The following is a 20,715-nucleotide window of genomic DNA, read 5'->3' on the forward strand; positions in this document are numbered from 1 at the left end:
CTACTCGACCGCTACCTACCCGACGGAGGGGGAGTTGCTAGCCGTTCTGCTCGTTCACGCACTGGCCGCCCTGCTGGCCCCGCTGTGCGTACGAGTGCTCGGCCGCAACGCTTTCTACCTGCTGGCACTGGTCCCGCTGGGCAGCCTCGGCTGGGTGATCGCGCACTGGGGCGACACCGTGCGCACGCAGGTGCGGTGGGCGCCGCAGATCTCGATGAATATCGACCTGCGGTTCGACTCCCTCGCCGCGGTGATGTGCACGCTGGTGCTCGGCGTCGGCGCGTTGATCCTGGCCTACTGCGGTCGCTACTTCCAGCGTGACGAAGCCCGGCTCGGGGTGTTCGCGGCCGAGCTGACCGGGTTCGCCGGTGCCATGTTCGGGCTGGTCGTCAGCGACAACATGGTGCTGCTCTACGTGTTCTGGGAAATCACGACGGTGCTGTCGTTCCTGCTCGTCGGCCATTACGCCGAGCGTTCGGTCAGTCGAAGGGCCGCGATCCAGGCGCTGCTGGTGACGGGCGCGGGCGGGCTGGCGATGCTGGTCGGGATCGTCATCCTCGGACTTCGCTACGACAGTTTCCTGCTCTCGGATCTGCTCGCGGCGAGCGCTGCCCCGCCGGGGAGCGCGGTATCGGTCGCTGTCGGCTTGGTACTGCTCGGGGCGATCAGCAAATCGGCGATCGTGCCGCTGCACTTCTGGTTGCCCGGTGCGATGGCGGCGCCGACGCCGGTGAGTGCGTACCTGCACGCGGCCGCGATGGTGAAAGCCGGTATCTACCTGGTGGCCCGGCTGGCGCCCGCGCTCGCGCAGACACCGCCATGGCATCTGATGCTCCTGCCGCTCGGCATCGCCACGATGCTGCTCGCCGGGTGGCGGGCGATCCAGGTACACGATCTGAAGCTGGTGCTGGCGTTCGGCACCGTCAGCCAGCTGGGTCTGATGATCACGATGATGGGCATCGGCACACCGGACGCGGCGCTGGCCGGGCTCGCCCTGCTGGTGGGACACGCACTGTTCAAGGCGTCGCTGTTCATGGTGGTCGGCATCATCGATCACGGCGCGGGCACCAGGGATCTGCGCAGGCTGTCCGGGCTGGGTCAGCGCGCGCCGGTGCTGTGCGCGATCGCGGTGCTCGCGGCGCTCAGCATGGCCGGCCTGCCACCGCTGCTCGGATTCGTCGGCAAGGAGTCGGCGCTCAGCGCGCTGTGGTCGGCCGAGGTGCTGAGCCCGCCGGTGCGGTTCGCCCTGCTGGCGGGGGTCACCGTCGGCTCGGCGTTCACCGTGGCCTACAGCATCCGATTCATCTGGGGCGCTTTCGGCATCACCGCGAATCCCGAGCGCGTGGTCACCTGGCACGCACCCGGCGCGCTGTTACTCGCTGCGCCCGCGGTGCTCGCGGTGGCCGGGCTGGCAGGCGGTCTCGACACCCCGATCGTCGATCGATGGTTGAGCCCCTACGCCGAGTCGCTACCCGGCGTACTCGATACCCATCTCGCCCTCTGGCACAGCTTCACCGGACCGCTCGCGCTGACAGTGGTCATCGTCGCGGCCGGTGTCGCCCTGTTCCTGACCCGCGGCCGGATCGGCGAACCCGCGCACCCGCGTCTCGGCAATGCCGATCGCGGCTACGACGCGGCGCTGCGGGCGATGGACCGGCTTTCGTTGCGCATCACCGGAACTGTGCAGTCCGGTTCGCTGCCTGCCAGCCAGGCCACCATCCTCGGCACCCTCATCGTGCTGCCGACGGTCTTGCTCGCCGTCGGCACACGTACGGGAGTGCAACTGCGACTGTGGGATTCACCACTGCAGGCCGCGATCGGCGCGATCATGATCGCGATGGCCCTGTCCGCCACCGTATTGCGGAACAGGTTGGCCAGCGTGCTCGTCGTCGGGGTGACCGGATACGGCTGCGGCGTGATCTTCGCGCTGCACGGCGCCCCCGATCTCGCGTTGACCCAATTCCTGGTCGAGACACTGACTTTGGTTGTCTTCGTGCTCGTCCTGCGCGGGTTCCCCGCGGAGATCGCCGACAGCCAGAACACGGCGTTCAAATTCCGCCGGGCCCTACTGGCCATCGCCGTCGGCATCACCGTCCCCGTTCTCGCCGCGTTCGCCATCGCCGCCAGGCACGGTGACCCGATCTGGCAGGCCATCCCGGACGCGGCCTACCGGATCGGCGGCGGCAAGAACGCGGTCAACGTCTTGCTGGTCGACATCCGCGCCTGGGACACCCTCGGCGAGATCTCGGTGCTCGTGGTCGCCGCGACCGGCGTCGCGTCGCTGGTCTTCCGCAGCCGCCGCTTCGGCAGCGCACCCCGCGCCGCTGATTCACCGAACTACGACCCCGACGCGGTGAGCTGGTTGCCCGCCGCACGCCTCCTCGACCGCCGCGACCGTTCGATGGTCCTGCAGATCACCACCCGCCTGGTCTTCCCCACCATCATGGTGCTGTCGGTGTACTTCTTCTTCTCCGGCCACAACGCGCCGGGCGGCGGGTTCGCGGGCGGCCTGGTCGCCGGGTTGGCCCTGACCCTGCGTTACCTCGCGGGCGGCCGATACGAACTGGGCGAAGCACTCCCGGTCGACGCCGGACACCTGCTCGGCGCGGGCCTCACCCTCGCCGCGGGCACCGCCACCGCATCGCTGCTGTTCGGCGCACCCCCGCTGTCCTCAGCGATCATCGAGGTGACGCTGCCGCTACTGGGCCACGTCAAACTGGTCACCTCCATGTTCTTCGACCTCGGCGTGTACCTGGTGGTTGTCGGGCTGGTGCTGGACGTGCTGCGCAGCCTCGGCGCCCGCCTGGACAAGGAGCTGACATGACCGCGAATCTCACTGTGCTGGTCACCATCGGCGTGCTCACCGCGTGCGGTGTCTACCTGCTGCTCGAGCGGGTGGTGTCGAAGATGCTGCTCGGGATGATCCTGCTCGGCAACGCGGTGAACCTGCTGATCCTCACGATGGGCGGCCCGGATGGGAAGCCACCGATCCTCGGCAGCTCCGACACCTCCCCCGACGGCATGGCCGACCCGCTCGCACAGGCCATGGTGCTCACCGCGATCGTGATCACCATGGGCCTGGCCGCTTTCGTGCTCGCCCTGGCCTATCGCGCCTACATGCTGACCACCACCGAAGACGTGGCCAACGACCCCGAGGACGCCCAGGTCGCCGCCCGGCGCGAGCGGGAGGATCCCGAACAGTGACCCTGTCCCCGGATCTGCTGCCGACCATCGCCGCACTGCCCGTGCTGGTTCCGCTGCTCGCCGCCGCGGCGACGCTGGTGTTCGGCCGCCGCCCGCGCCTGCAGGGATTGATCACGCTGACCGCGCTGTCGGTGGTGCTGGTGATCAGCGGACTGCTGCTGTACCTCGCCGACCGCGACGGCACCACCGCCGTGCAGGTGGGCGGCTGGCCGACCCCGATCGGCATCACCCTCGTCGTCGACCGGCTCAGCGCCGCGATGCTGCTGGTCTCGGCCTTCGTGCTGCTCCTGGTGTCGATCTACGGTGCGGGACAGAACATTTCCGACGGTGACCAACACCAGCCGACCTCGATCTACCGGCCCACCTACCTGATCCTGACCGCGGGCGTGTCGACCGCGTTCCTGGCCGGTGACCTGTTCAACCTGTTCGTCGGCTTCGAAATCCTGCTCGTCGCCTCGTTCGTGCTGCTCACCGTCGGCGCCACCGAGGAGCGGATCCGCACCGGCATCGCCTATGTGATGGTGTCGATGGTGTCGTCGCTGATCTTCCTGATCGGCATCGGCCTCACCTACGCGGCGACCGGCACCCTGAATCTCGCGCAACTGGCCGTGCGCCTGGAAGCGACGCCGAGTGGCGTGCGCACCGCCTGCTACGCGGTGCTGCTGGTCGCGTTCGGGATCAAGGCGGCGGTGTTCCCGCTGTCGAGCTGGCTGCCCGACTCCTACCCCACCGCGCCCGCGCCGGTCACCGCGGTGTTCGCGGGTCTGCTCACCAAAGTCGGTGTCTACGCGATCATCCGCACCCACACGCTCTGGTTCCCCGATGGCGCGTTCGACGACATCCTGCTGGTGTGCGGGCTGGCGACGATGCTCATCGGCGTCCTCGGCGCCATCGCGCAGACCGATATCCGGCGACTGCTCTCGTTCACGCTGATCAGCCACATCGGCTACATGGTGTTCGGCATCGGCCTCGCCAGCACCGCCGGGCTGACCGGCGCGGTGTTCTACGTGGCCCACCACATTCTGGTGCAGACCGCGCTGTTCCTCGCTGTCGGATTGATCGAACGCCAAGCCGGGTCGGTGTCGTTGCGACGGATCGGCGGACTGGCGACAGCGAGTCCGCTGCTCGGCGTGCTTTTCCTGGTCCCCGCTCTGAATCTCGGTGGCATCCCGCCTTTTTCGGGATTCATCGGCAAGGTCGCGCTGCTGGAAGCCGGTGCCGCCGACGGCAGCGTACTGGCCTGGGTGCTGGTCGCGGGCTCGGTGCTCACGAGCCTGCTCACGCTGTACGCGGTGGCGCGGGTCTGGAGCAAAGCGTTCTGGCGGCCGCGCGAAGAGGCGCCGGAAGGTCATCTCACCGCGGCGAACCTGCCGACACTGATCGAGGATTCGACCGATGTGCACTACGAGGACCGCACCGATCCCGGCCGGATGCCCGTGCTGATGGCGCTGGCCACCGCCGGGCTCGTCTGCGCCGGGCTCGCGCTCACCGTGTTCGCCGGGCCCATCCTCGGTATCGCCGAACGCGCCGCGGGCGACCTGAACGACCCGTCGGTGTACATCGACTCGGTACTCGGACCGGAGCAGCGATGAGCCGACTCATCAACCGCGACAACGTCCTTCGCATCGGCGTACTGATCTGGCTCGCCGCCGTCTGGGTCGCGCTCTGGGGCGATCTGAGTGTCGCCAACGCACTCGCCGGCGGCGTGGTCGCGCTGATCGTGGTCTTCGCGCTTCCGCTCCCCTCGGTTCCGGTGGCCGGGCGCTTCCATCCGCTGTCGTTTCTCGAATTGATCGCAGTCAGTACCTATTACGCGCTCGAGTCGAGTCTGCAGGTGGCCTGGTTCGCCATCCGGCCCAGCGGGCCGCCGGTCTCGGGCGTGCTGCGCGTGCACCTGGGCATCCAGTCGGATCTGGTGCTGGTGATGTGCGCCGACCTGCTCAACCTGATCCCCGGCACCATGGTCCTCGAACTCGACCGCCCGCGCTGCGTGGTCTACGTGCACGTGCTCGATGTGGGCAGCGACGAGGCGGTCGCGAAGTTCTATCACATCACCCGGCGCCTGGAGCACCTCATGATCAATGCCTTCGAACGCCCGAACGAACGCCGCCGGGTCGACCCACCACCGGAGGTGCAACCGTGACCGTCGTCGCCATCATCGCAGGCATCCTGCTCACCGCCGCCGCGGTGATCACCAGCTACCGCGTGCTCGCCGGGCCGAGCACCCTCGATCGCGTAGTCGGTATCGATTCACTGATGGCCATCGCCGCGTCCGGGCTCGCGGTATGGGCCGCCTACAGCGACGACACCACGGTGATCCCCGCGATCGTCGCGCTCGCGCTGGTCGGTTTCCTCGGCTCGGCCGCGGTCACCCGATTCCGCGTCAGGGACGACCGATGAGCATCTGGGAATGGGTATCGGCGGTCCTGATCCTCACCGGCTGCGCACTCGCGTTCACGGCCTCGATCGGCATCGTCCGCTTCCCCGACACCCTCACCCGCATGCACGCGGCCACCAAACCCCAGGTGGTCGGCCTCATCCTGATCCTCGTCGGCACCGGCATCGACATCCGCGACGACCTCAACGTCTGGATGCTCGTCCTCACCGGCCTGTTCACGATCATCACGGCCCCGGTCATCGCCCACCTCATCGGCCGCACCGCCTACCGAGAACAACGCCACCGCGACGGGTTGTTCTGACAGCGAATGTTCATGTCATCGAGTGTGGCTGCGGTCAGAATCGTCGCCGACCATCCGCGCAACTGCGCGAGGTCAGCACTGCCCACAATCGCAAGGATCTCGAGTGACACCGCACCGAACTTCAACGCGAGCTGATCAGCGAGCAACTCCCGCAACATCGCGACCCGCCCGCGCGCTTCCCCGCGCGCCTCCCCGCGAGCTTCCCCGCGGGCCTCCCCAATGGCTTCGCCCTCGGCCCGAAGCTGTTCAGCAGTCGTCACGAGTGCGTCCTTTGCTTGGGGCCCGAGCTGGTCGATGAGCGGACGCAGCTCGACTGTCGGTGTTTTGCGCTGGACTGGTGTTCGAGCAGGAAGTACAGGTACGCCTCGTGGCCGTCGATGCGGGTTCGGAAAAGAAGGTCGCTGTAGGTCGCACGTAGATGTTTCGATACGAAACTGCACGGCAGTAGCTCGAGCGCGGACCAGTCGACCCGGGCCTCGAGCTCATCGGGCACCATGGGTCGTATCTGCGACGCGGCGTCGACCGGGTTGGTGAGCAGATGACGAACCAGCGAATCGTGTGGCTTCGAAGCCGAATCCCCCATAGCCACACGCTATCTCGCATGGTCAGCTCATCAGACAGCGGCATCGCCTTTCGCGGGCGTCGGACGCGCGGCCAGAAGTGTTGGCCGAGGACGCAACTCGGGGTTCGGTGCTTGGAAGCGGGCAAGGACCCGGTCCTTCACACCACAGACCCGCCGCAGAGCCTCCGGTAGGTCCCGTCCGTTGTGGCCTTAGGCGGCGGTCGTGATTCGCTCCATGGCGGGCGCGGGGGCGGTGGCGAACCAGGTGGTGTGGAAGGCGATCGCCACCGCGGCCAACAGCCCGATGACGATCGCGCCCGCGGCCACCGGGTACTCCGCCATCGGCACCGCCAGGTAGCGGTAGGACAGCAGCAGCGCCGCGAACACCACGGCACCGAAGCCGACCAGCCGAATCCGGAACGCACCCCAACCACGCTCGGGCGCGCGCAACGCCGATTCGACGGTCAGGCACAGCACCGCGCCCGCCACCAGATCCACGCCGTAGTGATACCCGAACCCCAATGTCGCGGTCACCGTGGCGGCCAGCCAGAACGCCCCGCCCCAGCGCATCCAGATCGGCGCGCGCGACCCGTCCACATCGCGACGGGTGTGGATGAACAGCGACAGCGCCCACGCGGTGTGCATCGAGGGCATGCAGTTGCGCGGGGTGAACTCGTCGAACGGCAGCGCGGCCGGGTTCGAGTCGATCGGCGGCAGCGCGGCGGGCCAGAAGTTGCCCACCTCGAAACCGTGCCCGTCGGCCCCGAACGCGAACATCGGCCCGACTACCGGGAACAGCACATAGAACAGCGGCCCGACCAGCCCGAGCACCAGGAAGGTGCGCACCAGATAATGGGTCGGCCACTGCCCGGTCGTGACCACCTTGCGCAATTGCCACACCGCCACCGCGATCGCGGCCACCGGCAATTCGATGTAGACCCAGTGCAGCACCGCGTACACCTCGGGCCCGAGCACATCCAGCACCCGCCCGACGACCCACGCCGGGTCACCGAGCGCGTGATCGGCGAGCAGCGCGTACTCGTCGAGCACCGTGGGTCGCACCGCCGAGGTCAGGTGCAACCACACATCACCCACCTTGGTCGCCAGCACCAGCAGCGCACCGAGTGCGACGGCCTTCAACGCGTCACCGCGCTCACGACCCCGCCAACGCAGCACCGCGATGACCGCGAGCATGGCCAGCACGATCGTCGGCCCGTTGCCGACCGTGAACGGCTTGCCGTCGATGAGCCGCAGCGCGACCCACACCGCATCGATCCCGATCGCGGCGGCCAGCGCGATCACCCGGCGGCGCGCGGAGATCCCGACGAGTGCGAGCACCAGCCCGGCCCACGGCACCGACATCGATTTCGGCGTGCCGACGAAGTCGCGAGCCAGGCTGGCCAGTGGTCCGTCGAAGCCGTTGACCGACGCGACGATCTGCAATCCGACCAGCAGTGCGAGCACCGCGGCCACCGCGACAACGGCGAGTGTGCGTGGTTCACGCAGGCGAGAACCGAGGGCGGCACCCCCCGCAACGGCGCGCGGATGTTCGACAAGCATCCAGCCATCGTAAACGGCGGGTAAACGCCGACAACCCGCGCAGCTGAACGCTAATGATCCAGCTCGCGCACCAGCGCGTCGACGACCGCGACCATATCGCCATGGGTCTGCGTGGCGACCCGGCGTTGCCGCTGGTAGGAGGCACCGTGGCGGGGGATGTCAGCCACCGCGGCCAGCTCGTCGACACAGCCGAGACGCTTCGCGGTCGGCTCGAGCCGGGTGAGCAGGTCCATCAGATCGTCGGTGACCAAACGCTCATTGCTGGCGTCGTCGACGATCACGATCGCGTCGAGCCCGTAGCGCGCGGCCCGCCATTTGTTCTCCTGCACATGCCATGGCGGCAGCGTCGGCAGTTCCTCGCCGTTTTCCAGGCGCCGGTCCAGGTCGACGATCAGGCAGTGGATCAGCGCGGCCACCGAAGCCAGTTCGGCGGGGCTGGACAGCCCGTCGCATACGCGCACCTCGATGGTGCCCCACTTGGGTGCGGGCCGGATATCCCAGTGCATGCCGCCGAGTTGTTCGAACACACCGGTTTTCATCTGGTCGTGCACGAAACCTTCGAATTGGCGCCAGTTCTCGAACTGGAACGGCAGCCCGGCGGTCGGCAACTGCTGGAACATCAGCGCCCGGTTGCTCGCGTAGCCGGTGTCGTCGCCGGACCACATCGGCGAGGACGCCGACAGCGCGAGCAGATGCGGATACGACAGCAGCAGCGAGTTCAGGATCGGAAAGACCTTGTCCCGGTGCGAAACTCCCACGTGCACATGCACGCCCCAGATGAGCATCTGGCGGCCCCACCACTGGGTGCGTTCGATCAGTTCGTCGTAATGCGGTGAGCGCGTGAGCTGTTGGGACGACCACTGCGCGAACGGGTGGGTGCCCGCGCAGAACAGGTCGACACCGAGTGGATCGGCCGCGCGCCGCACCGCGTTCATGGTGCCGCGCAGATCGTCCACCGCGCCGCCGACCGTGTCGTGCACGCCCGTCACCAATTCGACGGTGTTGCGCAGCAGTTCCTTGGTGACCTGCGGGGTGCCGTCGTGGGCACGCAGGTCACCGACGGCATCGAACACCGCCGAGGCCGTGTTGGACAGATCGCGCGTCACTTTGTCGACGAGCGCGATCTCCCATTCGATGCCGATCGTCGGCCGGGGCGAACCGCGAAACGGAACCGACTCGTATGCCCCGGCCATGGGTGTCTCGCTAACCGACGACGCCGCACGCCACCCGGGCGCCCGCATCACCGGTGTTCAGGGTGGTCTCGTCCGGGCCGGTGCCACCCTCACGGGTGTAGCGCGGGGGGATGTTGCCGAAGTTGTCGGCGCCGGCGTGGATGATCAGCGCCTTGCCCTTGACGTTGTCGAGGGTGACCGTGCTGGTCTGGGTGACCAGCTTCGCGGAACCGTCGGCGCCGACCTGCAGCGAGGTGAGGTCACCGCTGGCCGGGTGCGCGGTGGCACCGCCGACCTGCAGATGCCCACCGGCCGAGGTGAAGTCGCCCTCGCAGGTGCCGTTCTGGTGGAAGTGCAGGCCGTGGAAGCCGGGCGTCAGACCGTGCGCCTCGACGGTGACGACCAGGTGGCCACCCTCCTGCACGATGGTCGCGGTGCCGACCTCGGCACCCGAACCGTTCTTGAGCGAGGTCTTCAAACCGCCCGCGACGCCACCGTGCTCGTCGCCGTGGCCGGGGGCCGCCGCGGTCGGCGAGGGTGCGGCGTGGCCGCCGTTTTCACCTGCCGGTGCCGACGAGCTGGTCCACACCGGCGGCGTGGTGCCCTTGACGTCACTCGACTCCTGGCTGTTGGTGCAGGCTGCGAGCCCGAACGCGGCGACCGCGAGCACCGGGGTCACAATGCGCCAGGACGGGCGACGAGTTGTCGACGTGGCCATCAGGGGACTCCTTATCGGACTGGGGCTATACCGCTCAAGATGATGCCACAGCGGCGACGCGACCTACGGCACCGCGTGCCGCGCCTGGTTCAGCGACCGGTCAGTACGACGACGACACCCGGCGAGGTGTCCCCCGACTTGGGCGCGACCGTCCCGCCGACCTGTGCGGCGATCTCGGTGGCCGCGGCCTTGTCGCCCGCGCCGCCGCCGTAGTACACGGTGGTGGTGGTGAGGTTTTCGCCGCTGTAGTTGCCGGTGCTGACATTGGTCCAACCCGCCGTGGTCAGTTCGCTCGCGGTCCGCGCGGCCAGGCCCGCGACCAAGCTGTTGTTCAGCACCCGTACCGGCACCGCCTGATTGGCGGCACCCGCGGCGGGGGTCGTGGTCGTGGCGGTGGTCGTCGGCGCGACGGAGGTCGTTGTGGTCGGAGCGGCCGCGCTGGTGGTGGTCGGCGCGGCCTTGGTGGTGGCGGGCGCCTGCGCGACCGCGCTGGAGGTGGTGGTCTCGGTCGGCTCCGCATCCGATGCCACGGCATCGGAGTTCGACAGCGACATCGCACCCAGACCGGCGAAGACAATGGCCAGCGCGATCAACACCATCGCCAGCGCGCGCAACGGCGGGCCGCCGGGGGTGGGGTTCGGGTTGCTCACCCGCCCAACCCTAGCCGCAACAGCGGGTGTGTGGCCGTCATGTCAGACCTGGAAACCGAGTTTGCGGGCGGCACGCGACTTCTGCCGGCTCGCCCGCAGTCTGCGCAGCCGCTTGACCAGCATCGGGTCGGCGGCCAACGCCGCGTCGGAGTCGACGATCGCGTTGAGGACCTGGTAGTACCGGGTGGCCGACATGGCGAACAGTTCGCGGATCGCGTCTTCCTTGGCGCCCGCGTATTTCCACCATTTGCGTTCGAAGTCCAGGATGTCGAGCTCGCGGCGGCTCAGACCGGTGCTCTCGTCGGCCACCGAATCCTGTTCGCCCCCAGCGGGGCCGTCGGAGATCCCGGAGATATGCCGAGCTGCGCCGTCCATCTTGCTCCCTCGCCGAGTATCACGAGACGCTGAATACCGTCGTCATTCAACCACGGGTTCCCCGGATCCTTCGACCCATGTCACGGCGTGTTGACTCCGAGCCAGTAGGGGTGGCGCGGCCCACAGGGGTCCGCCGATCACCGGCCCACCCGAGCGGCGATAATGGCGACCATGGCAATTCTCCCGATCGTGATCGTCGGTGACCCCGTTCTGCACAACCCCACCGCGAAGGTGACGGAGACCCCCGCGGAGCTGGCCGAGCTCATCGCGGATATGTACGACACTCTCGAAGAGTCGAAGGGTGTCGGCCTGGCGGCCAATCAGGTCGGCGTCGGCAAGCGGCTGTTCGTCTACGACTGCCCCGATTTCGACGCGAGCGGCAATCCGCTTCGCCGCAAGGGCGTGGTGGTGAACCCGGTGCTGGAGACCTCGGCGATCCCCGAGACCATGCCCGACCCCGATGACGACGAGGAAGGCTGCCTGTCGGTGCCCGGCGAGCAGTTCCCGACCGGTCGCGCGGATTGGGCGAAGGTCACCGGGACCGACGCGGACGGCGAGCCCGTCGAGCTGGAGGGGACCGGCTTCTTCGCGCGCATGCTGCAGCACGAGGTGGGCCACCTCGACGGTTTCCTCTACGTCGACGTGCTGATCGGCCGCAATGCCCGCGCCGCCAAGAAGGCGATCAAGCGAAATGGCTGGGGCACACCGGGTTTGAGCTGGATCCCGGGAACCGTCCCCGACCCCTTCGGCCATGACGACTGAGACATGGCGGCTGGCGCCGCGGTTCTCGGCCCTGAGGCCTCGATCTTCCCTCCCTCCGGGCACTCCTTCGTCGCACCCTCCACTCAGTCCAGATCAAGGCGGCCGAGAACCATGATTCCGCTCGGGCGGCGCGTGGTGATGCGGTACCAGCTGCCCGCCGGTTATCCCCAGCCGCTCACCGATGTGATCGGCGAACTGGTGTCGCTGACGCCGCCGTCGGTGCGTACCGCCGAGGGTGAGCTGGTCTCGGTGTCCGCCGATCGCGTTGTCGCGTTGAAAGCGCTGGGGCCAAGGCCCATTCGGACCAAGGAGATCCGGTCGCTGGAGACCGCGGCGGCCATGGCCTGGCCGGGCTGCGCGCACCTGTGGATCGACGGCTGGCTGGTACGGGCCGGTAACGGCTACACCGGGCGGGCGAATTCGGCTGTGCCGCTGGGTGAGTCGGGTGTGCCTGCGGTGTTGTCGATCGACACCATGCACAAGATCGCGGACTGGTACACGAGTCAGGGGTTGCCGCTGCTGCTGCAACTGCCCGATCGGCTCGCCCCGGTCCCGCCGACCTGGAACACCTGGAGCGAGACCGTCGTCCTCGGTCTCGACATCGCGAATTTCGTGCTGCCGCAAGGCCCCTCGATGGTGCGGATCGCCGACGAGCCCGAGGACGGTTGGCTGCGGACACACCGCTACCGCGGCGAGATCCCCCTCGACCCCGCCGTGCGCGAACCGGACCGGACCGTGCTCACCTCGGTCCTGGACGGCACTGTCGGCTTCGCCTCACTCGGCCTGCCCGAGCCACTGTCCATCGGCCGCGGCGCGGTGACCACCGCCCCCGACGGCCGACGCTGGGTCGGCCTCACCTGTGTGGCCGTAGCGACCGCGCACCGCCGCAACGGACTCGGCGCGCTGCTGTGCGCCGAACTGATCCGATGGGGTGCCGAGCAGGGCGCGAGCCACGCCTACGTCCAGGTAGAGGTGGGCAACTCCGGCGCCCTGGCCCTGTACCGCGAACTCGGCTTCATCGAACACCACGCCTACCGCTACGCCGCCCCGCAGAATCATTAGCCCCGAAAGGTCCCTCGCTGTCGTGCGTCTCGCCACCTGGAACGTCAACTCGATCCGCTCCCGCGTCGATCGGGCGATCGCTTTTCTCGACCGCCACGACATCGATGTGCTGGCGTTGCAGGAGACCAAGTGCCGTGACGATCAGTTCCCCTTCGAGCAGTTCGAGGCCGCGGGGTACGAGGTGGCGCACGTGGGGCTCAATCAGTGGAACGGTGTCGCGATCGTTTCGCGGGTCGGGCTCACCGATGTCGAGCTCGCGTTCCCCGATCAGCCCGGTTTCGACAAGGACGCGGGCGATTCGCTGATCGAATCGCCGGTGGTCGAGGCGCGCGCGCTCGGTGCGACCTGTGGCGGGGTGCGGGTGTGGAGCCTTTATGTCCCCAACGGCCGCTCGCTCACCGACCCGCATTACACCTACAAGCTGAACTGGCTCTCGACCCTGCACGCGAAGGCGGCGGGCTGGCTGGCCGACGACCCCGAGGCCAAGATCGCGCTGGTCGGCGACTGGAATATCGCCCCCACCGACGACGACGTCTGGGCGCCGGAGCTGTTCATCGGCAAGACCCACACCTCCGCGCCCGAACGCGAGGCGTTCGCGTCCATGCTCGATCTCGGCTTCCGCGATGTGATGCGCCCGTTCGCCCCCGGCCCCGGCGTCTACACCTACTGGGACTACACCCAGCTGCGTTTCCCCCGCAAGGAGGGCATGCGCATCGATTTCATCCTCGCCTCCCCCGCCCTCGCCGACCGGATCAAGGACGCTGCGGTGGACCGCGAGGAACGCAAAGGCAAGGGCGCCAGTGACCACGCCCCGGTCATCGCCGAATTCTGAGTGGTCGGCGCGCATTCTCGGTACGTTGGAGGTGGAAGTTCCAGCTGCAACGTAGCGGGAGGTATCCCTTATGTCGTTCTATCGCCGCGTCGGGTCAGTGCCGCCGAAGCGCCATACTCAGCATCGGGATGAGTTCGGCAACCTCTACTACGAAGAGTTGATGGGCGAGGAGGGGTTCTCCGGGGACTCCTCGCTGCTCTATCACCGCGCCTTGCCACCCGCGATCGTCGATGCGACCGTCTGGCAGCTACCCGACCAGACCTTGACGCCGAATCATCCACTGCACCACCGACATCTGCGGCTGCCGCTGCTGTTCCCCGGCGATACACCCACCACGACCGACCCGGTGACCGGGCGCAGGTTGCTGCTGGCCAATGCCGATGTGCGGATCTCGTACGTGGTCGCCAAGGGCGCGTCGCCGCTGTACCGCAATGCCATCGGCGACGAGCTGGTGTACGTGGAATCCGGTGCGGCCGTGGTCGAGAGCGTGTTCGGGATCTTGCCGGTGCGCCAGGGAGACCAGGTGTTGATGCCGCGGGCGACAACCCACCGCTGGTTGCCGATGGGCGAGGAACCGTTGCGCGCGTATGTGATCGAGGCGTCGAGCCACATCACCCCGCCCAAGCGCTATCTCTCGAAATTCGGTCAGCTGCTGGAGAATTCGCCGTACTGCGAACGGGATCTGCACGGACCGCTCGAATTGCTGCTCGTCGAGGACACCGACGTGGAGGTGCTGGTCAAGCATCGCGCGGGCAACGAGGTGATCGGCACCAGGATGACGTACGCGAGGCATCCGTTCGATGTCGTCGGCTGGGATGGCTGCCTGTACCCGTACACGTTCAATATCGCCGATTTCGAACCGCTGACCGGCCGCGTACATCAGCCGCCGCCGGTGCATCAGGCCTTCGAGGCCACCAATTTCGTCATCTGCAATTTCGTGCCACGCAAGGTCGACTATCACCCGCTGTCGATTCCGGTGCCGTACTACCACTCCAACGTGGATTCCGACGAGATCATGTTCTATTGCGGCGGAAACTATGAGGCGCGCAAGGGTTCCGGCATCACCCAGGGTTCGGTGTCGGTACATCCGGGTGGTTACGCGCACGGGCCACAACCCGGTGCCTATGAACGCAGTATCGGGGCGGAGTTCTTCGACGAACTGGCGGTGATGGTGGATACGTTCCGGCCGCTGCAACTCGGCGAGGGCGCGCTGGCCTGCGAAGATCCGGCTTATGCGTGGACGTGGTCGGGTCGCGGGCCGGGGCTGCGATGAGCCTGCTGCGTGTGGAGGTCCCCGCCGATTCCCTGTTCGGGGCGGAGAACATGCCCTACGGCGTTTTCGCACCACCCGGTGGTGAGTTCCGCGTCGGTACCCGATTGGGCGATTCGGTGCTCGATCTGGCCGCGCTGCTCGACGATGCGGTGTTCCGCCGTCCCGACCTGAATGCCTTTCTCGCACAGGGCCACAGCCGCTGGCGCGAAGTCCGCGACCGGCTTCGTGAACTCGCAGGCACCGCGCTGCCCGTCGATGCCGTGCACCCGCTGTCCTCGGTGCGGATGGCGCTGCCGGTGCGGATCGGCGATTACGTCGACTTCTACGCCAGCATCGACCACGCCACCAACCTCGGCAGGCTGTTCCGCCCGGATAGTGAACCGCTGCTACCGAATTGGCGGCATCTGCCGGTGGGCTATCACGGCAGGGCAGGCACCGTCGTCGTCTCGGATACGCCGGTCATCAGGCCGCGGGGCCAGCGCCGCACAGCCTCCGGCGCACCCGATTTCGGACCGTCGGAACGGCTGGACATCGAGGCCGAATTGGGCTTCGTCGTCGGTACCGGCTCCACCCTCGGCGCACCGGTGACTGTCGACGAGTTCACCGAGCATGTCTTCGGCGTCGCCCTGGTCAACGACTGGTCGGCTCGCGATATCCAAGCCTGGGAGTACCAACCGCTCGGCCCGTTCCTCGGCAAATCGTTCACCACCTCGATCTCGGCCTGGATCACCCCGCTGGCCGCACTGACGCAGGCCCGGGTACCGCTACCAGCACAGGACCCCGAACCCCTGCCCTACCTGCGCGGCACCGGCAACTTCGGCCTCGATATCGATCTGACCGTCGCCTGGAACGGCGACGTCGTCGCACACCCGCCCTACTCACGCATGTACTGGTCCCCCGCCCAGATGCTGGCCCACCTCACCGCCAACGGCGCCTCGATCCGCCCTGGCGACCTCTACGCCTCCGGCACGATTTCCGGCCCGGAGCCTGCCCAACGCGGCTCCTTCATCGAATTGTCCTGGGGTGGTACCCAACCCATCACCGTGAACGATCAGACACGCACCTTTCTGGCCGACGGCGACGAGGTAACGATCACCGCCACCGCGCCGGGCACCGAGGGCAAGCGAATCGGTCTCGGCGAGGTCGGCGGCCGAATCCTGCGGGCACGCGACACCTGAGGCCCCGAATTCTCGCGGCAGCCGAGCTCCGAAGCACCGATAGCGGGTGCGGGCCCGCCGCCGCGTCCACCCAGGGGCGGAGATGGTACTCGACCTACCTCCACCCCGAGGCGGTATCGGGCGGATTCGGGCGCGGGATACGGTGACGGTTCGAACGTTTCCGAGCAGAGGGCACCCGACGATGTTGACGAGTATCGCCCGCACCGCCGTTGCCCGACCACGGCTGGTGGTCGCGGTCGCGCTATTGCTGATGATCCTGAGTGGCGCGATCGGCGCCACCGTGCACTCGCACATGAAATCGGGCGGATTCGTCACCGACGATCTCGATTCGGTGCAGGCCAGCCAATACCTGAGCGACCACTTCCCCGGTAGCGAGCCCAACTACGTCCTGACTATCTCCGCCGACGACGTGGCCGGTTCCGCCGCCGCGCGCGCGGCCGCCGACCACGCGATCGCCGTCCTCGACGCACATTCCGAGATAGTCAGCGGGGTGCAGTCGTATTGGACCGCGCGCCCCGACCTCAAACAGGCAATGCTGAGCAAGGACCGCAAGCACGCGCTGATCCTGGCCAGCATCGAAGGCGACGATGCCGAGCTGCCGGTTCGGGCGGCGAAGCTGAGCGAGGAACTGCAGGTCGACAGCGGTCCGGTGACGATCAAGGCCGGTGGGCTCGCCGCGACCTTCGGTGACATCAACACCCAGATCAGCAAGGATCTGATCATCGCCGAGGCGATCGCGATCCCGATCACCGGCCTGCTGCTGGCACTGGTGTTCGGCAGCCTGATGGCCGCCGCGCTGCCGGTGGCGATCGGACTGTTCGCCATCGCGGCGTCGCTGGGCATTCTGCGCGTGCTGACCGCTCTCACCGACGTGTCGATCTTCGCGCTGAACATGACCACGGCACTCGGATTGGCGTTGGCGATCGATTACAGCCTGTTCATCGTCAGCCGGTATCGCGAAGAATTGACGGCGGGCGCCACCCCGGCCGCGGCGGTGACCCGCGCGATCCGCACCGCTGGTCGCACGGTCGTGTACTCGGCACTGGTCGTCGCGCTCTCGCTGTCGGCACTGCTGGTGTTCCCGCAGTACTTCTTCAGGTCGTTCGCGTACGCGGGCATCGCCGTGGTCGCCGCCGCGGCGGCCGCCGCGGTGATCGTGCTGCCCGCCCTGCTCATTCTGGTCGGTCATCGCATCGATGCGGGCGACCTGCGCGCACCGATCCGCCGGCTGTTCCGGCTGGCTCCGCGGACGGAAAAGGCACCGCGTCAGACGTTTTGGTATCGCCTTGTCATCGCCGTGATGAAGCGGCCGATGTCGATCGCGCTGGCCACCACCGCGTTCCTGCTGCTGCTCGGCGCGCCGTTCCTCGGTGTCCAGTTCGGCTATCCCGACGACCGGGCGCTGCCCACCGACGTCGCCAGTCGCGAAGTGGGTGACATCCTGCGCACCGAATTCGACGCCGACCTCGCCTCGAGCGCGACCATCGTGCTGCCCGAGTTCCGTGGCAGTACAGCGGAACTCGACACCTACGCCCGCGAGCTGTCCAAGGTCCCCGATGTACCGGCCGTCCTCAGCAGTGCTGCGGTGTATCGCAATGGGATGCGGGTAGCAGCGGGCGTGCCCGAGATGACGGACCCGCAGCACGGCGCCTACCTGTCGGTCGCGACCTCACTGGACCCCTACTCCAGCGCGGGCGGCGCCCAGCTCGACACCCTGCGCACGGTCGCCGCACCATCGAAGGCCCTGATCACCGGCCCTGGGGCGCTGAATCAAGACTCGGTCACCGCGATCACCGGCAAACTGCCGCTGGCCGGCGCGCTGATCGCGCTCACCACCCTGGTGCTGCTGTTCCTGTTCACCGGCAGCGTGGTGTTGCCGATCAAGGCACTGATCCTCAACATCTTGTCGCTGGCGGCGACGTTCGGCGCGATGGTGTGGATCTTCCAGGACGGTCACCTGTCGGGGCTGCTCGGCTTCACCGCCACCGGCACCCTCAACTTGGCCATGCCCATCCTCATGTTCAGCCTGGCCTTCGGCGCGTCCATGGACTACGAGGTCTTCCTGCTGTCGCGGATTCGCGAGGAATGGCTGGCCGGGCCGAAGACCACCGCGGGCAATACCGAGGCCGTCGCGATGGGCGTGGCCCGCACCGGGCGCATCTTCACCGCCGCCGCGTTGCTGATGAGCATCGTGTTCCTCGGCGTCGCCACCTCGGGTGTGTCGATGATGAAACTGTTCGGCCTCGGCTGCGCGCTCGCGGTGATCAGCGACGCGACGGTGATCCGTGGCCTGCTCGCACCGGCACTCATGCGGATGATGGGCACCTGGAACTGGTGGGCGCCCAAGCCCCTCGTGGTGCTGCACAACAAGTTCGGGCTCGACGAGGCCGAGGACATCGCCCACGACGCACCGAAGCGGCTCCACTCGGCGTCGAGGTAGCGACCGCGCGCGCGATCCGTCCGGTCTATCCCCGGGCGGGTCGCGAATCCCGGCGGGTATCGTCGGCGGGGCAATTCACACCAACGGGGGCTCGCACCAGCGGGCTGAGAGGACGGCTAGCCCAATCGGGCGTCAGGGCCGTCGACCGTATGAACCTGACCGGATAATGCCGGCGTAGGGAGGAAGAATCATGGGCTCGAGCACGTCTTCTGACGGGGCGGTCGACACCGTCACCACCGGTCCGATCCAGGGCAGCGTCAAGCACTACCAGGAGGTAGACGGCCTGCGCATCCCGGTTCGCCGCATCAACCTCACCAACGGCGACCACTTCGATGTCTTCGACACCTCCGGTCCGTACACCGACGACAACGCGGTGATCGACCTCGAGGCAGGCCTGCCGAAACTGCGCGACGAATGGGACTCCCCCGCCGTCGACGGCCCGCCGACTCAGCTCGCCTGGGCTCGCCAGGGCATCATCACCCCCGAGATGCGGTTCATCGCCGCCCGCGAGGGTGTCTCGCCCGAGCTGGTGCGTGACGAGGTGGCGCTCGGTCGCGCGGTGATCCCGGCCAACCACAACCACCCGGAGCTGGAGCCGACCATCATCGGCAAGAAGTTCCTGGTCAAGATCAATGCCAATATCGGCAACTCGGCGGTGTCGTCGTCGATCGCCGAAGAGGTCGAGAAGATGGTGTGGGCCGCGCGCTGGGGCGCCGACACCATCATGGACCTGTCCACCGGCAAGAACATTCACGAGACCCGCGAGTGGATCCTGCGCAACTCTCCGGTCCCGATCGGCACTGTGCCGATCTACCAGGCACTGGAGAAGGTGAACGGTGATCCCACCAGGCTCACCTGGGAGATGTACCGCGACACCGTGATCGAGCAGTGCGAGCAGGGTGTCGACTACATGACCGTGCACGCGGGGGTGCTGCTGCGCTACATCCCGCTCACCGCCAAGCGGGTCACCGGCATCGTCTCGCGCGGTGGATCCATCATGGCCGCTTGGTGTTTGGCGCATCATCAGGAATCGTTCCTGTACACGCACTTCCGTGAGCTGTGCGAGATTCTCGCGAAGTACGACGTGACCTTCTCCCTCGGTGACGGCCTGCGTCCCGGCTCCATCGCCGACGCCAACGACGAGGCCCAGTTCGCCGAGCTGCGCACCCTCGGCGAGCTCACCAAGATCGCGAAATCCTATGGCGTGCAGGTGATGATCGAGGGCCCCGGCCACGTGCCGATGCACAAGATCGTCGAGAACGTTCGTCTGGAAGAAGAGCTCTGCGACGAGGCCCCGTTCTACACTCTGGGCCCGCTCGCCACCGATATCGCGCCCGCCTACGACCACATCACCTCGGCCATCGGCGCCGCGATCATCGCCCAGGCCGGCACCGCGATGCTCTGCTACGTCACGCCCAAGGAGCACCTGGGCCTGCCCAACCGCGACGACGTCAAGGTCGGCGTGATCACCTACAAGATCGCCGCCCACGCCGCCGACCTCGCCAAGGGTCACCCGCACGCCCAGGACCGCGACAACGAATTGTCCAAGGCCCGTTTCGAATTCCGCTGGCACGACCAGTTCGCGCTCTCGCTCGACCCCGACACGGCCCGCGAGTACCACGACGAGACCATGCCGGCCGAGCCCGCCAAGACCGCGCATTTCTGCTCGATGTGCGGTCCGAAGTTCTGCTCGATGCGCATCTCCGCCGACGTGCGTGAGTACGCGGAGAAGCAGGGACTCACCGATGTCGCCGCGATCGAGGCGGGCATGGCCGAGAAGTCCGCCGAGTTCGCCGACCAGGGCGGCAAGGTGTATCTCCCGGTCGTCTCCTGACCGCTAGCACTGTCGACGCCCGTCCGATCTCCCCGATCGGGCGGGCGTCGCACTGTGCGGGTGTGCTGCGTGCACCCCTGGATTTCGGGGCTTTCGCTCGCGGTGCCGCTCGGTAAAGTTGGCGGCGTGTCGACCTAGCGACACGCCGAACACTGGAGCTGAACCACATGAAGCGCATCGTCGCCGGAGCCCTCGCGGCCGCCGCCCTGTCCCTCGCCGCCCCGCTCGGCACCGCCTCTGCGGCATCGCTGCCGGTCGCCGACTCCGGGTCCTCGTCCATCGGCTGCACCTCCGACACCAGCCCGTGCGCCCTGCGCCCCCTGTTCGACCTGTTCACAGCGCTGACCACGGGCAGCGCGTAGAGCGCGATCCCGCCACGAAGGGTCGGCGGGGT

20 protein-coding genes and 1 riboswitch are annotated in these 20,715 nt (G+C 67.6%); of the genes, 14 read left to right on the top strand and 6 right to left on the bottom strand.

Annotated features, from left to right (window positions below; translation table 11 throughout):
* Positions 1-34: 34 nt before the first annotated feature.
* Genes ACFXKN_RS14345 through mnhG form a run of 6 tightly spaced genes read left to right on the top strand, consistent with a single transcriptional unit; the run spans position 35 to position 5,903 of the window.
* Positions 35-2,824, top strand: a complete 2,790-nt coding sequence (locus ACFXKN_RS14345; protein ID WP_378942144.1) for a Na+/H+ antiporter subunit A — start codon at positions 35-37, stop codon at positions 2,822-2,824.
* On the top strand, positions 2,821-3,204 hold the full coding sequence (locus tag ACFXKN_RS14350; RefSeq protein ID WP_378942148.1) for a Na(+)/H(+) antiporter subunit C: 384 nt from the start codon (positions 2,821-2,823) through the stop codon (positions 3,202-3,204). The genes ACFXKN_RS14345 and ACFXKN_RS14350 overlap by 4 nt, the downstream gene beginning before the upstream one ends.
* On the top strand, positions 3,201-4,796 hold the full coding sequence (locus ACFXKN_RS14355; protein WP_378942154.1) for a Na+/H+ antiporter subunit D: 1,596 nt from the start codon (positions 3,201-3,203) through the stop codon (positions 4,794-4,796). Before ACFXKN_RS14350 ends, ACFXKN_RS14355 begins: the two co-directional genes overlap by 4 nt.
* The gene (locus ACFXKN_RS14360; RefSeq protein ID WP_378942159.1) at positions 4,793-5,347 is read left to right on the top strand and encodes a Na+/H+ antiporter subunit E; all 555 of its coding nucleotides are present in this window, start codon (positions 4,793-4,795) and stop codon (positions 5,345-5,347) included. The genes ACFXKN_RS14355 and ACFXKN_RS14360 overlap by 4 nt, the downstream gene beginning before the upstream one ends.
* The gene (locus ACFXKN_RS14365; protein ID WP_378942162.1) at positions 5,344-5,604 is read left to right on the top strand and encodes a monovalent cation/H+ antiporter complex subunit F; all 261 of its coding nucleotides are present in this window, start codon (positions 5,344-5,346) and stop codon (positions 5,602-5,604) included. Before ACFXKN_RS14360 ends, ACFXKN_RS14365 begins: the two co-directional genes overlap by 4 nt.
* Entirely contained in the window at positions 5,601-5,903 is a 303-nt protein-coding gene (gene mnhG / locus ACFXKN_RS14370) for a monovalent cation/H(+) antiporter subunit G (protein WP_378942177.1), read from the top strand. The genes ACFXKN_RS14365 and mnhG overlap by 4 nt, the downstream gene beginning before the upstream one ends.
* A 256-nt stretch (positions 5,904-6,159) precedes the next feature.
* Here mnhG and ACFXKN_RS14375 read toward each other — a convergent pair whose 3' ends face one another.
* The 6 genes from ACFXKN_RS14375 to ACFXKN_RS14400 form a co-directional block, all read right to left on the bottom strand.
* Positions 6,160-6,486, bottom strand: a complete 327-nt coding sequence (locus tag ACFXKN_RS14375) for an Rpn family recombination-promoting nuclease/putative transposase (protein WP_378942181.1) — start codon at positions 6,484-6,486, stop codon at positions 6,160-6,162.
* Positions 6,487-6,675: 189 nt separating this feature from the next.
* Complete coding sequence (locus ACFXKN_RS14380; protein ID WP_378942186.1) at positions 6,676-8,025, bottom strand: DUF5933 domain-containing protein; 1,350 nt, start codon at positions 8,023-8,025, stop codon at positions 6,676-6,678.
* 50 nt (positions 8,026-8,075) lie between these two features.
* The gene (locus ACFXKN_RS14385; RefSeq protein ID WP_378942189.1) at positions 8,076-9,218 is read right to left on the bottom strand and encodes a glutamate--cysteine ligase; all 1,143 of its coding nucleotides are present in this window, start codon (positions 9,216-9,218) and stop codon (positions 8,076-8,078) included.
* 10 nt (positions 9,219-9,228) lie between these two features.
* Positions 9,229-9,915, bottom strand: a complete 687-nt coding sequence (locus tag ACFXKN_RS14390) for a superoxide dismutase family protein (RefSeq protein WP_378942195.1) — start codon at positions 9,913-9,915, stop codon at positions 9,229-9,231.
* A gap of 89 nt (positions 9,916-10,004) precedes the next feature.
* The gene (locus ACFXKN_RS14395; protein WP_378942200.1) at positions 10,005-10,565 is read right to left on the bottom strand and encodes a LytR C-terminal domain-containing protein; all 561 of its coding nucleotides are present in this window, start codon (positions 10,563-10,565) and stop codon (positions 10,005-10,007) included.
* Between the two features lie 42 nt (positions 10,566-10,607).
* Positions 10,608-10,940, bottom strand: coding sequence for a DUF3263 domain-containing protein (locus ACFXKN_RS14400; RefSeq protein WP_378942205.1), 333 nt, complete (start codon positions 10,938-10,940; stop codon positions 10,608-10,610).
* Between the two features lie 171 nt (positions 10,941-11,111).
* On the opposite strand from ACFXKN_RS14400, the gene ACFXKN_RS14405 reads away from it, so the two are divergent.
* The 8 genes from ACFXKN_RS14405 to ACFXKN_RS14440 all read left to right on the top strand — a co-directional run bounded on the left by ACFXKN_RS14405 (position 11,112) and on the right by ACFXKN_RS14440 (position 20,683).
* Positions 11,112-11,702, top strand: coding sequence for a peptide deformylase (locus ACFXKN_RS14405; protein ID WP_378942210.1), 591 nt, complete (start codon positions 11,112-11,114; stop codon positions 11,700-11,702).
* A gap of 111 nt (positions 11,703-11,813) precedes the next feature.
* On the top strand, positions 11,814-12,764 hold the full coding sequence (locus ACFXKN_RS14410) for a GNAT family N-acetyltransferase (protein WP_378942218.1): 951 nt from the start codon (positions 11,814-11,816) through the stop codon (positions 12,762-12,764).
* 22 nt (positions 12,765-12,786) lie between these two features.
* Complete coding sequence (locus ACFXKN_RS14415; protein ID WP_378942229.1) at positions 12,787-13,596, top strand: exodeoxyribonuclease III; 810 nt, start codon at positions 12,787-12,789, stop codon at positions 13,594-13,596.
* Positions 13,597-13,666: 70 nt separating this feature from the next.
* On the top strand, positions 13,667-14,869 hold the full coding sequence (locus ACFXKN_RS14420; protein WP_378942237.1) for a homogentisate 1,2-dioxygenase: 1,203 nt from the start codon (positions 13,667-13,669) through the stop codon (positions 14,867-14,869).
* Between the two features lie 2 nt (positions 14,870-14,871).
* The gene (fahA, locus tag ACFXKN_RS14425; protein ID WP_379433132.1) at positions 14,872-16,047 is read left to right on the top strand and encodes a fumarylacetoacetase; all 1,176 of its coding nucleotides are present in this window, start codon (positions 14,872-14,874) and stop codon (positions 16,045-16,047) included.
* A gap of 181 nt (positions 16,048-16,228) precedes the next feature.
* On the top strand, positions 16,229-18,487 hold the full coding sequence (locus ACFXKN_RS14430) for an MMPL family transporter (RefSeq protein ID WP_379433108.1): 2,259 nt from the start codon (positions 16,229-16,231) through the stop codon (positions 18,485-18,487).
* A 73-nt stretch (positions 18,488-18,560) separates the two neighbouring features.
* Positions 18,561-18,685, top strand: a riboswitch (TPP riboswitch).
* Entirely contained in the window at positions 18,678-20,321 is a 1,644-nt protein-coding gene (thiC, locus tag ACFXKN_RS14435) for a phosphomethylpyrimidine synthase ThiC (RefSeq protein WP_379433109.1), read from the top strand. Its footprint overlaps the riboswitch before it by 8 nt.
* A 167-nt stretch (positions 20,322-20,488) precedes the next feature.
* A complete protein-coding gene (locus ACFXKN_RS14440; RefSeq protein ID WP_378942254.1) occupies positions 20,489-20,683 on the top strand; it encodes a hypothetical protein in 195 nt (64 codons plus the stop codon).
* Positions 20,684-20,715 lie beyond the last annotated feature (32 nt).

Origin of the sequence: Nocardia sp. NPDC059195 (assembly GCF_042754695.1) — a bacterium.
Taxonomy (GTDB): Bacteria; Actinomycetota; Actinomycetes; order Mycobacteriales; family Mycobacteriaceae; genus Nocardia.

Excerpts from the sequence above, each read along its gene's own strand:
- mnhG (WP_378942177.1), top strand. The coding sequence starts at position 5,601 with ATGAGCATCTGGGAATGGGTATCGGCGGTCCTGATCCTCACCGGCTGC.
- ACFXKN_RS14375 (WP_378942181.1), bottom strand. The coding sequence starts at position 6,486 with ATGGGGGATTCGGCTTCGAAGCCACACGATTCGCTGGTTCGTCATCTG.
- ACFXKN_RS14420 (WP_378942237.1), top strand. The coding sequence starts at position 13,667 with ATGTCGTTCTATCGCCGCGTCGGGTCAGTGCCGCCGAAGCGCCATACT.
- ACFXKN_RS14440 (WP_378942254.1), top strand. The coding sequence starts at position 20,489 with ATGAAGCGCATCGTCGCCGGAGCCCTCGCGGCCGCCGCCCTGTCCCTC.
- ACFXKN_RS14350 (WP_378942148.1), top strand. The coding sequence starts at position 2,821 with ATGACCGCGAATCTCACTGTGCTGGTCACCATCGGCGTGCTCACCGCG.
- ACFXKN_RS14430 (WP_379433108.1), top strand. The coding sequence starts at position 16,229 with ATGTTGACGAGTATCGCCCGCACCGCCGTTGCCCGACCACGGCTGGTG.
- ACFXKN_RS14360 (WP_378942159.1), top strand. The coding sequence starts at position 4,793 with ATGAGCCGACTCATCAACCGCGACAACGTCCTTCGCATCGGCGTACTG.
- ACFXKN_RS14390 (WP_378942195.1), bottom strand. The coding sequence starts at position 9,915 with ATGGCCACGTCGACAACTCGTCGCCCGTCCTGGCGCATTGTGACCCCG.
- ACFXKN_RS14405 (WP_378942210.1), top strand. The coding sequence starts at position 11,112 with ATGGCAATTCTCCCGATCGTGATCGTCGGTGACCCCGTTCTGCACAAC.
- ACFXKN_RS14410 (WP_378942218.1), top strand. The coding sequence starts at position 11,814 with ATGATTCCGCTCGGGCGGCGCGTGGTGATGCGGTACCAGCTGCCCGCC.
- ACFXKN_RS14380 (WP_378942186.1), bottom strand. The coding sequence starts at position 8,025 with ATGCTTGTCGAACATCCGCGCGCCGTTGCGGGGGGTGCCGCCCTCGGT.
- ACFXKN_RS14400 (WP_378942205.1), bottom strand. The coding sequence starts at position 10,940 with ATGGACGGCGCAGCTCGGCATATCTCCGGGATCTCCGACGGCCCCGCT.
- ACFXKN_RS14385 (WP_378942189.1), bottom strand. The coding sequence starts at position 9,218 with ATGGCCGGGGCATACGAGTCGGTTCCGTTTCGCGGTTCGCCCCGGCCG.
- thiC (WP_379433109.1), top strand. The coding sequence starts at position 18,678 with ATGGGCTCGAGCACGTCTTCTGACGGGGCGGTCGACACCGTCACCACC.